The following is a 14,364-nucleotide window of genomic DNA, read 5'->3' as shown; positions in this document are numbered from 1 at the left end:
GTCTGTCGGAAACGGGGGCGGAGAGTGGGCGCGCTACGGATTCGTCGGAAGAAAGAAGGAAGCACGCGGCGGAGCCGCCCCCGTGGGGATGACTTTAGGACGCCTGCTTCTGGGCGTGCCACTTCTTTTTCAGCGTCGGCGGATGATCCGGTCCGGGGGGAATCTCTCTTCGCCGGTGACGGCCGTTCCGAGGAGGTCGATGGTGATGTCGTCGCGGTCGGCCAGTGGACCGATGTCGATCGGTCGGCATGACGAGAGCGTAAGCCGGGTGAGCGCCGGGAGCTCCCGCAGGAGGCCGATGTTCTCGGGAACCGAGCACTGGAAGAGGAACAGGCTCTTGAGGTCCTTGAGATGCAGGATCTGCCGAAGGTCGAGTGGATCCTGGTGCTGAAGGCTGAGGTCGGTCAGATGGTTCAGGGAAGGATGCCGGGCGAGTTCGCCGATCTGGGTCTCGCTCGCCAAAGTCATCGCGGTCATGCCGGCCCAGCGCTCGACGCCGTCCAGCGTCACGTACCGCGTCTCCCGGAAGAGGTGCAGCTCCGTGAGCTGCGGGCCGACGGGCAGTTCGTCGACGCTCTCGATCAGCGGGGTGTAGGCGAGCAGCAGGTTCTGGAGATCCGGCATGTCGCGCAGGGGCTCCAGGGAGATCTCGTAGGAGAGGGAGCGTAGGTCCAGACGCGTGATCCCCGACCCGGCAAGTGGAGACACGTCGCGTACGTTCTCACACCGGTCGAGGAGCACGCGGCGGACGGACCGCATGCCGGAGAGCGGTGAGAGATCCGCCACGCTCCTGTTTTCCATGAGGTACAGCCACTTCACATCTGTGAGTTTCCGCAACGGCGTGAGGTCCGGGTGGTCGCCGTGCAGCAGCACATGACGTGCGTCAGCCACGTACTGGATCGCATTGAGCTGCTCGGGCTTCTGGACCAAGAGGAACGCCGTGGACCAGTCGTGGCCGGAGAGCACCTCATCCGCAAAGCGCGGGCTGTCGAACGAAGCCCAGGCTTCACACATCTCATGGTTCACGGGCGCGCGCGTATCCTCCCGGAACCGAGTGATCACCTCGAAAGCGGCGTCCCCCTTCACCAGCCCCGCGGTCCTCACCACAGCCGCTGCCACCACCTCGGACAACCCTTCGGGCCCCGGCAGCAGCTCCAGCACCAGCTCTCCGACCTTCGCCAGTTCCTCCGCCTCGCCCAGGTCACGCGGCGGTACCAACTCCCCGGCCCGTCCCTCGACTTCCCTCCGCACCTCTGGATCAAGCTCCGCTGCATGCTCCAGACACGCCGCCGCCAGCAGCACCAGACGGTGCCGAAGACGCGGTGCCCGGTCGGCCCGCCGCAGCAGTGCTCGTAGCAGCCGTCCCCGTTCCTCGACGCGCGCGTGTCCCACCGCCATGCGCACCACGTCGTCCCACTGGTCGTCGTGCGCGTTGCGCACCAGGACGCCGAAGTCACGCGCCTCGACGGCCGCCTTGGCGCCCAGGTAGTCCTGGAAGGTGCGGTGGACGAAGTCGACCGCACCCGGTACCGGTTCGCGCAGCAGCCCGCTGCGGATCAGCAGGTGCTGGTAGACCCGGGCCGCGTCGGCCTCGACCTGCGGCATCGCGGTGAGCCACTCCGCGACCATCTCCACGGCTTCGTCGCGAGCTGCCTCCACCTGGCCGTTGCGGATCAGCCAGTACGCCAGCCGCTGCAGCAGGACGGTCTGCTCGTCGCGTGTCAGCGTGACGCCCTCGACACCGACGATCTCTCGCTCCGCGTCCCGCCGTACGAGCAGCATCTCCAGTGCGGCGTCGTACAACTCCTTGCGGGCGCGGGGGAGTTGCATGTGACGGTCGCGGTTCAGGGCGCACAGCAGGGCGCACATCAGGGGGTTCGTCGCCAGCCGTCCCAGGTCCCGGCGGGTCTTCACCGCGTGCAGCAGCGCCTTCTCGTACGTGTCCAGGCGGGCCCGCTCCACCTCGTCCCCGCACTCGAGCCGTACCGACTCGTGCCAGCGAGCGACGAAGGCCCGAATGTCGTCCCGGCCCATCGGAAGCAAGGAGTGCGCGGCGAAGCCCTGTGTGACCAGCCAGTCCTCCGGTACCGCGGACGGCCGTGTCGTCACCACGTAGCGCGCCTCCGGGAAGGCTGCGACCAGCGACTTCAGCCAGGTCTCCGTGCGGGAGCGCAACCGGCTCGGCACTTCGTCCACGCCGTCCACCAGCACCAGCGCCCGTCCCTCGGACAGCAGCGTCTCCGCCCAGCCCGGCGGGGGAGACAGCGGTACACCGGACGCGCGCAGGAAGTCCTCCGGCAGGGGCGGCGTTTCGGCGGTGGCGAAGGCGCGCAGCCGCAGCACGAACGGCACGCACCGGTTCCAGTCCGCGAGTTCGGGGCCGAACTCACGCCGGGCGGCGTTCAGCGCGAGCCACTGCACCAGCGTCGACTTCCCGGAGCCGGCGGGTCCGCGCAGCAGGATGCGGTCCGAATTCTCCAGCGCCTGCTCGGCCTTCAGCGTCGCGAGCCCCTGGTGCGGCAGTCCGAAGGCCGACGGCCGTCCGCCGTCACCGGTGACCGCGAGGCTGAGGTACGAGGTGTCCAGCGGCCAATCCCGTCCCGACCGGCCGAGCGTCAGCCCGAACAGCTCCAGTCGGCCGTGGGCCTCGATGAGGTAGCGCGCGTACCGCTCCTCGAAGGCGATGGCGGCCGATCCCGTGGCCGCCTCCCGGCCCCGCAGCAGCTCCCCGGTCCGCCGGGTGTGCTCCAGCGCCGCCCGCGCGCCGAACGACGGCTGCGCGGTGAGCTGTTCGACGAGGTGCGCGCAGCACAGCTCCAACAGCTCTCCGTAAAGGTCGCGGGCCCGCTCCGTCAGGTCCGGCACCGGGCGACGTAATCCGGCCGCCAGCCGCGCGGGGTCCAGGTCCGCCGCGAAGAGCCGGTCCGCGGTCAGTTCACCGGCTGCGGTGAACGTGTCCTGGACCGCGGCCACGGCGGCCAGCCGCTCGTTCTCAGGCACGGCCGCGTACCCTGCCGAGATCCGCCCGCCCAGCACCCGCGCCAGTCGCTCCGGTCCCGCCGGCTTCGGCAGCGGACGTACCGGATCCGCCACCAGCCCCGCCCCCGGCCGTGGTGCCAGCACCGACTTCATGACCGTCGAGGCCACCGTCGACGCGAGCCGTACGAGCACCACTTCGAGCCCCTGCATCCCCAGCCTCCCCGAACGCCGCAGACGGTGGGAATCGTAGGCCGAGCGGGGACGGCGTTTGGTGGAGATCGCCAACAAGCAAGCGCGTACCGTCGGTAATACTTGTGGGTAACAACGTCTTCCCCGGGCCGACCTGCGGTTCTACGGTGCCCCCATGCCGAACCTGCCCGATGTCGTGCTGTGGTCGATCCCCGCCTTCGTGCTGCTCACCGTGGTCGAGATGATCAGCGTCCGTCTCCATCCCGACGAGGACGCGGCCGGCTACGAGGCCAGGGACGCGGCCACGAGCATCGGCATGGGACTCGGGAGCCTCGCCTTCGACTTCCTCTGGAAGATCCCGATCGTCGCGATCTACACCGCGCTCTACGAACTGACCCCGCTGCGCGTCCCCGTCCTGTGGTGGACGATCCCGCTGATGCTGCTCGCGCAGGACTTCTTCTACTACTGGTCCCACCGCGGCCACCACGTCGTCCGCATCCTGTGGGCCTGCCACGTCGTCCACCACTCCAGCGAGAAGTTCAACCTCACCACCGCGCTGCGCCAGCCCTGGACGTCCCTGACCGTCTGGCCCTTCTACGTCCCGGTCGTCGCCGCCGGTGTGCACCCGGCCGCGCTCGCCTTCTGCTCCTCGGCGAACCTCGTGTACCAGTTCTGGATCCACACCGAGCGCATCGACAGGATGCCCCGCTGGTTCGAGTTCGTGTTCAACACGCCCTCCCACCACCGCGTCCACCACGCCTCCCAGGGCGGCTACCTTGACCGCAACTTCGGCGGCATCCTCATCGTCTGGGACCGGCTCTTCGGGTCGTTCACGCCGGAGGCCGAGCGGCCCGTCTACGGGTTGACGAAGAACATCCACACGTACAACCCGATCAAGGTGGCCACTCATGAGTACGTCGCCATCGCCAAGGACCTGAAGGCGGCGCGCGGTTGGCGCGAGCGGGCCGGGCGTGTGTTCCGCGGGCCGGGCTGGCAGCCGACGCCCGCCCCCGCCTCCGCGCCCACGCCGGTCGAGGAGACCACGGCCGCGTGACCCGCCCCCGCCGCCTGCGCCTCTCCCGCCTCCCCGGCCTGCTCCTCGCCGCCTTCGCCGTCGCCACCGCCGTCGACCTGCTCGGCCTCGTGGCCGGCCTCACCCCCGCCCACCTGGCGGCCAAGCCCCTCCTGATGCCGCTCCTGGCCGCCTGGGCCGCCGTACAGGGCGCACCCCGGCTGCTCGTCGCCGCCCTCCTGTGCGGCTGGGGCGGCGACACCCTGCTCCTGTCCGACGCCGACCCCGCCTTCCTCGCCGGCATGGCCTCCTTCGCCGCCGGCCACGTCTGCTACCTCGCCCTCTTCCGCCACTACGGCCCACCACGCGCGCGTGCCGCCTTCCTCGCCCCGGCCTACGTCACCGCGCTGATCGCCACCGTCGCCCAACTGTGGCCGGACCTCCCGGCGGACCTCCGCATCCCCGTCGCCTGCTACAGCACGCTCCTCACGGCCATGGCGTACACCGCCGCCACCCGGCTCGGCCTCGTCGCGGGTCTCGGCGGCGCGCTGTTCCTCCTCTCCGACACCCTCATCGCGACCGGCGTCGCCGACTGGCCGCAGGCCCCGCGCCCCGACTTCTGGATCATGCTCACGTACGTCGCCGCACAGTTCCTGCTGGCCCGGGGCGCCCTGGACACCCGGCCGGCGCCGACGACGGCGGACGGTGCGGTGCGCTCCACCACCCCCTGAGCGCACCGACAGCGGAGCGGCGCGAGTGTCGCCGCGGCCCGCACCCGCCTCCCCGGGCCGCTACCGACCCGGGACCCCACATCGCCCCCCCGCCCGCCCCGGCGGCTCAGCCCGCCCAGCGAGCCCGATCCGCCCCCCACGGTCCCGGCGGCCGTGCCCAGTCGGCCGGGCCGCCGTCGAAGGACACCGGCGGCAGCGCGTACCGCACTCGCCCGATGCCGCTGTCGGCCTCGGTGAGCCAGGCCTCCGGGCCGTCGTACGCGGCGCCGGCCGCTCCCTCGTCCGACCGGACCCCGCCCGTCAGCCACGCCGCCGTCCGCGCCAGTGCCACCCGCAGCACGCGGCCGTAACCCTCGGACGACTGCTCGGTGAGGGCCCGCAGGACCGCTGCCGCCAGGAGGTACCCCGTGCCGTGGTCGAGGGCCTGGGCCGGCAGCGCGCCGGGGCGTTCGGCCGTTCCCTCGGTCGCCGCGATGCCGGTCGCGACCTGGACGAGGCTGTCGAAGCCGCGCCGCCCGCCCCACGGGCCGTACGCCCCCCACGCCGACAACTGCGCCACGACCAGCCCGGGCCGGCGTTCGGCGAGTGCCTCGGGGGAGAGGCCGAACCGGTCCAGGGTGCCCGGCCGGTAGCCGGTGACGACGACGTCCGCCCTGGCGAGCAACTCCTCGAACATCCGCCGGTCGGTGGCGAGGTCCAGGGTCGCCGACCGCTTCCCGAAGCCCGTGTCGGCGTGCTGGTCGGGAAGTTCGGGGAGGTGAGGGGCGTCGACGCGCAGGACGTCGGCGCCCAGCAGGGCGAGGGTGCGGGTGGCGACCGGGCCGGCGATGACCCGGGTCAGGTCCAGGACGCGCAGTCCGGCGGCGGGCAGCAGGGGAGTGCCGTCGAGCGGCGGCAGCACGCGTGCGCGTGCCGTGTCCGGACGCTCGCTCTCCACGAGCGGCCGCCGGGCGATCTCCGCCGCCTGCTCGTGCGCGGCCCACTCCTCGGGCGTGCGCAGCGCCACCGCCAGGCCCCCCGCCGCGTACACCGCCTCCTCCACCTCCAGGGCGGACCGCTCGCCGAGTGCCGTCTCGACGGACGCCGGGTCCTCGTCGGACAGACCCAGCGCCCGGAGCAACCGCTCCCGGTGGTGCGGATAGTTGGCGTGCGTGCGCACCCACCCGTCGGCCGTCCGCCAGAACCGCGACAGCGGTGCGAAGGTGACCGGCTCCCGCCCGTCGATCAGCAGATGACGCTCACTCACGAACGCCGTGGCCACCGCCCCGTCGTCCACCCGCACCCGGGGCACCTCCACGAGCCCGGCCCGCCGCGCCGCCAGCTCGGCCCCGGCCAGCGCGCACACCCCGACGCAGGCCCGCGCCAGCTCCCGTACCGGAAGCCGTGCCGTCAGGGCACCCTCCCGTACGACGGTCGACACGCGCGCGAGGAGGGCGGGATCGCCGCCCAGCTCCGACCAGGCGAACTCGATGTCAGTCATGACGGCACTATGCATGATCCGATCCGCCCACCACATGAGGGCCCGGACCGGCACACGAGGGCCGGAGCAACGCGTGAGGGCCGGACGGATCCCCGCCCGGCCCTCAGCGAACTCGGCGCCCGGCTCGGCTACTTCACCGCACGCAACGCGTTCACGACACCGAAGCCGAAGAACCCGTTGACCCGCTTGCCGCCCACGCACGTGGCGTCCACCACGCCGTCACCGTTGCCGTCGTAGGGCTCGGTCGGGCAACCCGGGTTGTCCGCCTGCGCCTTGAGCAGCGCCTGCAGCGCCGCCGGGGACGCGTACGGGTACTTCGACTTCAGCAGCGCGGCCACACCGGCGACGTGCGGGGACGCCATCGAGGTGCCCTGCAGGAAGCCGTACGCGTTGTTCGGCATCGTCGACAGGATGCGGCCGTTGGCCGACGGCGTGTCCGGGATCTGGTAGCGGTCGCCGCCCGGAGCCGCGACATCGGTGACGCCGAAGCCGTAGGTGGAGTAGTACGACTTGGTGCCCTTGACGCCCGTCGCGCTCACCGTGACGACGCCCGGCAGCTGGGTCGGCACGTCGAGGCAGACATGCGGGTCGACCGTCCGGGTCACCGGCGTGGAGTCGTCGGGGCTGCTGGTGTCGACGATCGAGTCGGCGTCCAGGTCGTGGTTGGAGTTGCCCGCCGAAGCGATGTTCAGCGTGCCCTTCTTCTGGGCGTACAGCTGCGCCCGGTTGACCGCGTCGAGGATCGCCTTCTGGTCGGGGTCGTCCTTGCAGTTGTACAGCCACGGGTCGACGTAGTAGCTGTTGTTCGTGATCTCGACGCCGTGGTCGGCGGCGAACACGAAGGCGCAGACGACGTTCTCCGGGTAGAAGAGGCCGTCCTTGGGGTCGCTCACCTTGATGCTGGAGACCTTCACACCGGGTGCGACACCGGCCACGCCGATGCCGTTGCGGGCCGCCGCGATCTCACCGGCGACATGCGTGCCGTGGTAGTCCTCCGCGGTGTACGGCCGCCAGGCGCCCTCGCTGGTGTCCGGGACGCCGCCGACGCAGTTGGCCGACTGGGACGCGGAGAAGTTCGGGGCGAGGTCCGGGTGGGTGTCGTCGACGCCGGTGTCGATCACCGCGACCGTCACCTTCTTGCTGCCCGGGTTGATCTCGGCGGCCTTGTCGGCGCCGATCGCGCGCAGGTCCCACTGGTCGGCCTCGAGCGGCTCGCTCTCACCCGCCGCGGCCGACGCGCTCGCCGTCTTCGCGGCGTCCGCCTTCGACAGCAGCTGCGCCGCGCCCTCGTCGGTGGTCCCCGCGAGGCTCAGCGGCGCGGTACGGGTCGCACCCGCCGACTGCACCCCGCGCACCGCGCGTATCGTCGGGCCGAAGTCGGGGTTCGCCGAGTGCACGACGAGCACACCGATCTTCTCGTACGCCACGGTGACGGTTCCGCCGGCCGCGGCGATCGCCTTCTTCACCGACGCGATCGTGCGGTGGTCCACCTTCGTGTTGACGACGTACGCCAGGGTGCCGGCGTCGGCCGCCTGCGCGGCGGAGGCCGTGACGGGGGCCGCGGAGGCCGCCGTCGGCAGGAAGCCGAGGGAGGCGGTCAGCGACAGCACGACGGGCACCGCGAGGGCGAGGCGGCGTCTGGAAGGCAGATGAGCCATGGGGTCTCCACATCATCCGGAAACGGGACCTGCCCGGACGCGGGTCGCGCCTGGACAGGTACATGACGGGGTGGTGCAGGCCCGAAGCTATCTTCCTGACTCGCCGGCCAGCAATGACCTACGGGGATGACTTCTGAACGAATCCGGCAATGCCCTCGGAACGAACCCGGTTACGCCTTCTTGAGGAACCCGGTGACGACTTGCGAAAGAACCCGATCGAGTTGAACCAGCCTTCGCGCGCCGCCGTGACCTTGTGCAGGGAGCCCGAGGACGATCGAGCCCCCCGCACACCTGCCATCCGCAACGCGAGGAGACTCCGTGGCCACCGAGACACCGCCCCCCTCGAAAACCCAAGCTCAACTCCCCTCCACCGAGGAGTTCGTCGCGGTGCAGGAGAGCGCGGAGTTCGGTGAACTGCGCCGTTCCTACCGCAGCTTCGCCTTTCCGCTGACCGTGGCCTTCATCGCCTGGTACCTGCTGTACGTCCTGCTGTCGAACTACGCGGGCGACTTCATGGGCACCAAGCTGTTCGGCAACATCAACGTCGCCTTCGTCCTCGGCGTCGCCCAGTTCGTCACCACGTTCCTCATCGCCTGGTGGTACTCGCGGCACGCCGCCGCGAAGCTCGACCCGAAGGCGGACGCCATCAAGTCCCGGATGGAGGGCGGCGCATGAGCCCCGCGATCACTCTTGCGGCCGGCGAGGCCAGCGAGCACCGGCCCCTGATCATCAGCCTGTTCGCGGTGTTCGTCGTCGCGACCCTCATCATCACCGTCTGGGCGGGCCGCCAGACCAAGGACGCCGCCGACTTCTACGCCGGCGGCCGCCAGTTCAGCGCCTTCCAGAACGGCCTCGCGGTCTCCGGCGACTACATGTCGGCCGCGTCCTTCCTCGGCATCGCGGGCGCCATCGCCCTCTTCGGCTACGACGGTTTCCTCTACTCCATCGGCTTCCTGGTCGCCTGGCTGGTGGCGCTGCTCCTGGTGGCCGAGCCGCTGCGGAACTCCGGCCGCTACACCATGGGCGACGTCCTGGCGTACCGCATGCGCCAGCGCCCGGTCCGCACCGCGGCCGGCACCTCCACCATCGTCGTCTCGATCTTCTACCTGCTGGCCCAGATGGCGGGCGCCGGCGTCCTCGTCTCCCTGCTGCTGGGCATCACCTCCGACGCCGGCAAGATCCTCATCGTCGCCCTCGTCGGCATCCTGATGATCGTGTACGTCTCCATCGGCGGCATGAAGGGCACCACCTGGGTCCAGATGGTCAAGGCCGTGCTGCTCATCGGCGGCACCCTCCTGATCACCTTCCTGGTGCTGCTGAAGTTCAACTTCAACATCTCCGACCTGCTCGGCTCGGCCGCCGAGAACAGCGGCAAGGGCGCCGCCTTCCTGGAGCCCGGCCTGCAGTACGGCGCGACCGGGACCTCCAAGCTGGACTTCATCTCGCTCGGCATCGCCCTGGTGCTCGGCACCGCCGGTCTGCCGCACATCCTGATCCGCTTCTACACGGTGCCCAACGCCAAGGCCGCCCGGAAGTCCGTGAACTGGGCGATCGGCATCATCGGCGGCTTCTACCTGATGACCATCGCCCTCGGCTTCGGCGCCGCCGCGCTGATCTCCCAGGACGAGATCATCGCCTCCAACCCGTCCGGCAACACGGCGGCACCACTGCTCGCCCTGCACCTGGGCGGCGTCGACTCGACCTGGGGCGCGATCCTGCTCGCCACGATCTCGGCGGTGGCCTTCGCGACGATCCTCGCCGTGGTCGCCGGCCTCACCCTCGCCTCGTCGTCCTCCTTCGCCCACGACATCTACGCCAACGTCATCCGCAAGGGGAAGGCCACCGGCGCGGAGGAGGTCCGCGCGGCCCGCTGGGCGACCGTCTTCATCGGCATCGTCTCCATCGGCCTCGGCGCCCTCGCCCGCGACCTCAACGTGGCCGGCCTGGTCGCCCTGGCCTTCGCGGTCGCCGCCTCCGCCAACCTGCCGACCATCCTCTACAGCCTGTTCTGGAAGCGGTTCACCACCCAGGGCGCCCTGTGGTCGATCTACGGCGGTCTGATCGTCGCCGTCGGCCTGGTGCTGTTCTCGCCCGTGGTCTCCGGCGACCCCAAGGCGATGTTCCCCGACGTCGACTTCGCCTGGTTCCCGCTGAAGAACCCGGGCATCATCTCCATCCCGTTCGGCTTCCTGATGGGCTTCCTCGGCACCGTCCTGTCCAAGGAGGAGCCGGACACCGGCAAGTACGCGGAGCTGGAGGTCCGGTCCCTGACCGGCACCGGCGCCCACTGAGCGACGCCCCCGAGCGGCCGCGTCGTAGGTCACCTGTAGGTCCCTACGACGCGGCCGCGTCCTACCTCGTGGGATCCGGCCTGTGGTGATGTCGGTGCCGTCACGTAGGCTCGCAGAGGACGGGACACATGCGATCCGCTACGAGGGAGGGGGCCCGCGTGCTCATCGACACCTACGGCCGAGTGGCCACCGACCTGAGGGTCTCGCTGACCGACCGCTGCAACCTGCGCTGCACGTACTGCATGCCCGAGGAGGGCCTGCAGTGGCTGGCCAAGCCCGACCTCCTCACGGACGACGAGATCGTCCGCCTGATCGACATCGCCGTCACCTCCCTCGGCATCGAAGAGGTCCGCTTCACCGGCGGCGAGCCCCTGCTGCGCCCCGGTCTCGTCGGCATCGTCGAGCGGGTCGCCGCCCTCACCCCGCGCCCCCAGATGTCGCTGACCACCAACGGCATCGGCCTCAAGCGCACGGCGACGGCCCTGAAGGCCGCGGGCCTGGACCGGGTCAACGTCTCCCTCGACACCCTGCGTCCGGACGTCTTCAAGGCCCTCACCCGCCGCGACCGCCACAAGGACGTCCTCGAAGGCCTCCAGGCCGCCCGCGACGCGGACCTGACCCCGGTGAAGGTCAACACCGTCCTGATGCCGGGGTTCAACGACGACGAGGCCCCCGACCTGCTCGCCTGGGCCGTCGAGCACGACTACGAGCTGCGCTTCATCGAGCAGATGCCCCTCGACGCCCAGCATGGCTGGAAGCGCGAGGGCATGGTCACGGCCGGAGACATCCTGGCCTCCCTGCGCACCCGCTTCGACCTCACCCCCGAGGGCTCCGAGGAACGCGGCTCGGCCCCGGCCGAACGCTGGATCGTCGACGGCGGCCCCCACCGCGTCGGCGTCATCGCTTCCGTCACCCGCCCGTTCTGCGCCGCCTGCGACCGTACCCGCCTCACCGCCGACGGCCAGATCCGCACCTGCCTCTTCGCTCGCGAGGAGACCGACCTGCGCACAGCCCTGCGCTCCGGCGCCCCCGACGAGGAGATAGCCCGCATCTGGCGCCTGGCCATGTGGGGCAAGAAGGCGGGCGCGGGCTTGGACGATCCGTCGTTCGTCCAGCCCGACCGCCCGATGTCGGCGATCGGCGGCTGACGCTACGCGCCCGCCCGTTCCTCCCACTCCTTGAGAGGCACGACGTCCTTCAGGAAACCCCGGACCCCGAGAAACTGCGACAAGTGCTCCCGGTGCTCCTCGCACGCGAGCCACGTCTTCCGCCGCTCCGGCGTGTGGATCTTCGGGTTGTTCCACGCCAGCACCCACACCGCGTCGACACGGCAGCCCTTGGCGGAACAGATGGGGATCTCGTCACTCACGGATTCGTCTCACAGTCACGCGCACTCAGCACACGCACAGGAACGTGCACAAAGAACTTGCACAAAAAGGCGACGCCGAGCAGCCACGGGGGGAGCTGCCCGGCGTCGGTCCGTCGCTCCGACGGGGGATGCGGAGCGCGTACGAAGTATGTCACGGAGGACCGGCCCCAGGGCACCGGAACAGCATGATTGATCTGAGCTTTTCCTGAGCTTGGCACACAGCCGCCTCACGGCCGCCGCTCAGCCGGATCGGCCTTCGCGTCCTCCCGGAGGGGTTCCGCGACGCGCTCCTCTTGTCGGCCGGAGCCCGCGGATCGCTCCTCTTCAGGGCCGGAATCCGCCGAACCGCCGTCCGCGGGCGGCGGCGCGATCATCGGCCGCGTCGGCGCGGTCAGGAACGTCGAGGGAAGCCCCGGCGCGTTCTCCCGCCCCGCATTCGCGATCACCACCGCGATATAGGGCAGGACCAGCCCGAGGACCAGCGCCACCACGGCCACATGGCGTTCCACGTTCCACAGCACCGCCGCGAGGATCACCGAGACCGTGCGGATCGACATCGAGATCACATAGCGCCGCTGCCGGCCCCGCACGTCGTCCTGGAGCCCCTGACGGGCTCCGGTGATCCGGAACACCTGGGCGTTGCCGCCGTCACCCTGCTTCCGCATCACGTTCCACCATCCGCCCGCATCGAACTCTCCCCGCATCCACGGTACGCCGCGGTTCCGCCGCCTTCGAGGCCGGGTCGCCTCCCGCCTGGGCGGACACCCTGCGCCGTACCGCGTACGGCGCCACCCGACATGCGCCGTAGGGCACACGGACCGACACTGAGTTCAGTGCTCACGTCGAGCCGTACGAGGAGGCAGCCATGGGCTGGTTGTGGGCGATCATCGTGGGATTCGTGCTGGGCCTGATCGCCAAGGCGATCATCCCGGGCAAGCAGCACAGTCCTCTCTGGCTGACCACCATCTTCGGCATCCTGGGCGCGATCGTCGGCAACGCGGTCGCCCGCGGCTTCGGCGTGGACGAGACCCCCGGCATCGACTGGAGCCGCCACATCTTCCAGCTGATCGCCGCGATCATCATCGTGGCCTTCGGCGACATGCTGTACATGGCGACGCTGGGCAAGAGGAAGCATCGGGTGTGAGCTTGAGGAACGCCCACGGCCCCGCAACCCCTTCGGGGCGCGGGGCCGTGCTTGCTGCGGTTCGGCAGCGCCCCTGACGGGGCGCGGGGCTGTGCCGGTATGCGGCCCCGCCGCGATGGGGGTCCCTCCCGCTCGAGCGGAGCCGAGAGTGGGGGAGCGACCAGCCACAACAGTGCCGCAGACGACCGACGGCACATCGCGGCACTCCCAGCGGAGCGCCTACGCGCCGGTGACCTCCACCGCCGCGAGGTTCTTCTTGCCGCGCCGCAGCACCAGCCACCGCCCGTGCAGCAGATCCTCCTGAGCCGGGACGGCGTCCTCCGCGGTCACCTTGACGTTGTTCACGTAGGCGCCGCCCTCCTTCACCGTGCGCCGCGCGGCGGACTTGCTGGCCACGAGGCCGACCTCGGCGAACAGGTCGACGACCGGACCCAGCTCGGCGACCTGGATGTGCGGCACCTCGGAGAGGGCCGCCGCCAGCGTCCGGTCGTCGAGATCGGCCAGCTCGCCCTGCCCGAAGAGGGCCCTGGACGCGGCGATCACGGCGGCCGTCTGGTCGGCGCCGTGCACCAGCGTCGTCAGCTCCTCGGCCAGCGCCCGCTGCGCGGCCCGCGCCTGCGGCCGCTCCTCGGTCTGCTTCTCCAGCTCCTCCAACTCCGCGCGGGACCGGAAGGACAGGATGCGCAGGTACGAGGAGATGTCCCGGTCGTCCACGTTCAGCCAGAACTGGTAGAACGCGTACGGCGTCGTCATCTCCGGGTCGAGCCAGACGGCGCCGCCCTCGGTCTTGCCGAACTTGGTGCCGTCCGCCTTGGTCATCAGCGGCGTCGCCAGCGCGTGCACGGACGCGTGCGGCTCCAGCTTGTGGATCAGGTCCAGACCGGCCGTGAGGTTGCCCCACTGGTCGCTGCCGCCCTGCTGGAGCGTGCAGCCGTAGCGCCGGAAGAGCTGGAGGAAGTCCATGCCCTGGAGAATCTGGTAGCTGAACTCCGTGTAGCTGATGCCCTGGTCGGACTCCAGGCGCCGGGCCACGGAGTCCTTCGTCAGCATCTTGTTGACACGGAAGTGCTTGCCGATGTCACGCAGGAACTCGATCGCGGACAGACCGGCCGTCCAGTCGAGGTTGTTGACCATCACGGCCGCGTTCTCGCCCTCGAAGGAGAGGAACGGCTCGATCTGGGAACGCAGCTTGCCGACCCAGCCGGCGACCGTCTCCGGGTCGTTCAGCGTGCGCTCCGCCGTGGGGCGGGGGTCTCCGATCAGACCGGTCGCCCCACCCACCAGCGCCAGCGGCCGGTGACCGGCCTGCTGGAGCCGGCGCACGGTGAGCACCTGCACCAGGTGCCCGACGTGCAGGGACGGGGCGGTCGGGTCGAAGCCGCAATAGAACGTGACGGGACCGTCCGCGAGCGCCTTGCGCAAAGCGTCCTCGTCAGTGGACAGGGCGAACAGCCCCCGCCACTTCAGCTCGTCGACGATGTCCGTCACGGTTCTCGTATCTCCTTGAGTGG

General features: G+C 70.5%; 12 protein-coding genes. 6 read left to right on the top strand and 6 right to left on the bottom strand.

The annotated features are described in order from the left end of the window. Positions 1 to 129 precede the first annotated feature (129 nt). The gene (locus IE263_RS44765; RefSeq protein ID WP_189943895.1) at positions 130 to 3,189 is read right to left on the bottom strand and encodes an NACHT domain-containing protein; all 3,060 of its coding nucleotides are present in this window, start codon (positions 3,187 to 3,189) and stop codon (positions 130 to 132) included. A gap of 154 nt (positions 3,190 to 3,343) precedes the next feature. Here IE263_RS44765 and IE263_RS44760 point away from each other — a divergent pair, with 154 nt between their 5' ends. Together IE263_RS44760 and IE263_RS44755 are read left to right on the top strand one after the other, a co-directional pair. Beyond that, positions 3,344 to 4,222, top strand: coding sequence for a sterol desaturase family protein (locus IE263_RS44760; RefSeq protein WP_189943894.1), 879 nt, complete (start codon positions 3,344 to 3,346; stop codon positions 4,220 to 4,222). Further along, entirely contained in the window at positions 4,219 to 4,911 is a 693-nt protein-coding gene (locus IE263_RS44755; RefSeq protein ID WP_229911525.1) for a lysoplasmalogenase, read from the top strand. Before IE263_RS44760 ends, IE263_RS44755 begins: the two co-directional genes overlap by 4 nt. Positions 4,912 to 5,017: 106 nt before the next feature. On the opposite strand, the gene IE263_RS44750 is transcribed toward IE263_RS44755, so the two are convergent. Both IE263_RS44750 and IE263_RS44745 read right to left on the bottom strand, forming a co-directional pair. After that, entirely contained in the window at positions 5,018 to 6,391 is a 1,374-nt protein-coding gene (locus tag IE263_RS44750) for a CoA transferase (RefSeq protein ID WP_189943893.1), read from the bottom strand. Between the two features lie 128 nt (positions 6,392 to 6,519). Further along, complete coding sequence (locus IE263_RS44745; RefSeq protein ID WP_189943892.1) at positions 6,520 to 8,049, bottom strand: S8 family peptidase; 1,530 nt, start codon at positions 8,047 to 8,049, stop codon at positions 6,520 to 6,522. Positions 8,050 to 8,367: 318 nt separating this feature from the next. On the opposite strand from IE263_RS44745, the gene IE263_RS44740 reads away from it, so the two are divergent. The 3 genes from IE263_RS44740 (at position 8,368) to moaA (ending at position 11,488) form a co-directional block, all read left to right on the top strand. Then, entirely contained in the window at positions 8,368 to 8,724 is a 357-nt protein-coding gene (locus IE263_RS44740) for a DUF485 domain-containing protein (RefSeq protein WP_189943891.1), read from the top strand. Next, positions 8,721 to 10,340, top strand: a complete 1,620-nt coding sequence (locus IE263_RS44735; RefSeq protein ID WP_189943890.1) for a monocarboxylic acid transporter — start codon at positions 8,721 to 8,723, stop codon at positions 10,338 to 10,340. Before IE263_RS44740 ends, IE263_RS44735 begins: the two co-directional genes overlap by 4 nt. Positions 10,341 to 10,498: 158 nt before the next feature. Further along, positions 10,499 to 11,488: a GTP 3',8-cyclase MoaA gene (gene moaA / locus IE263_RS44730; protein WP_229911524.1), complete on the top strand. Its 990-nt coding sequence runs from the start codon at positions 10,499 to 10,501 to the stop codon at positions 11,486 to 11,488. Positions 11,489 to 11,490: 2 nt separating this feature from the next. Here moaA and IE263_RS44725 read toward each other — a convergent pair whose 3' ends face one another. Both IE263_RS44725 and IE263_RS44720 read right to left on the bottom strand, forming a co-directional pair. After that, positions 11,491 to 11,709, bottom strand: a complete 219-nt coding sequence (locus IE263_RS44725) for a hypothetical protein (RefSeq protein ID WP_189943888.1) — start codon at positions 11,707 to 11,709, stop codon at positions 11,491 to 11,493. Between the two features lie 227 nt (positions 11,710 to 11,936). Beyond that, positions 11,937 to 12,413, bottom strand: coding sequence for a DUF3099 domain-containing protein (locus tag IE263_RS44720; protein ID WP_373312285.1), 477 nt, complete (start codon positions 12,411 to 12,413; stop codon positions 11,937 to 11,939). 161 nt (positions 12,414 to 12,574) lie between these two features. On the opposite strand from IE263_RS44720, the gene IE263_RS44715 reads away from it, so the two are divergent. Further along, complete coding sequence (locus IE263_RS44715; protein WP_189943887.1) at positions 12,575 to 12,853, top strand: GlsB/YeaQ/YmgE family stress response membrane protein; 279 nt, start codon at positions 12,575 to 12,577, stop codon at positions 12,851 to 12,853. 219 nt (positions 12,854 to 13,072) lie between these two features. Here IE263_RS44715 and tyrS read toward each other — a convergent pair whose 3' ends face one another. Next, positions 13,073 to 14,341: a tyrosine--tRNA ligase gene (gene tyrS, locus IE263_RS44710; RefSeq protein ID WP_189943886.1), complete on the bottom strand. Its 1,269-nt coding sequence runs from the start codon at positions 14,339 to 14,341 to the stop codon at positions 13,073 to 13,075. Between the last annotated feature and the right edge of the window lie 23 nt (positions 14,342 to 14,364).

It is taken from the genome of Streptomyces aurantiogriseus (assembly GCF_014649375.1).
Taxonomy (GTDB): domain Bacteria; phylum Actinomycetota; class Actinomycetes; order Streptomycetales; family Streptomycetaceae; genus Streptomyces; species Streptomyces aurantiogriseus.
Note: the sequence above shows the minus strand (reverse complement) of the source record. Positions and strands in the feature narration are given on the sequence as shown.

Coding starts and splice junctions, on each gene's coding strand:
- IE263_RS44765 (WP_189943895.1), bottom strand. CDS start 3,189: ATGCAGGGGCTCGAAGTGGTGCTCGTACGGCTCGCGTCGACGGTGGCC.
- IE263_RS44760 (WP_189943894.1), top strand. CDS start 3,344: ATGCCGAACCTGCCCGATGTCGTGCTGTGGTCGATCCCCGCCTTCGTG.
- IE263_RS44750 (WP_189943893.1), bottom strand. CDS start 6,391: ATGACTGACATCGAGTTCGCCTGGTCGGAGCTGGGCGGCGATCCCGCC.
- IE263_RS44745 (WP_189943892.1), bottom strand. CDS start 8,049: ATGGCTCATCTGCCTTCCAGACGCCGCCTCGCCCTCGCGGTGCCCGTC.
- IE263_RS44735 (WP_189943890.1), top strand. CDS start 8,721: ATGAGCCCCGCGATCACTCTTGCGGCCGGCGAGGCCAGCGAGCACCGG.
- IE263_RS44720 (WP_373312285.1), bottom strand. CDS start 12,413: ATGCGGGGAGAGTTCGATGCGGGCGGATGGTGGAACGTGATGCGGAAG.
- IE263_RS44715 (WP_189943887.1), top strand. CDS start 12,575: ATGGGCTGGTTGTGGGCGATCATCGTGGGATTCGTGCTGGGCCTGATC.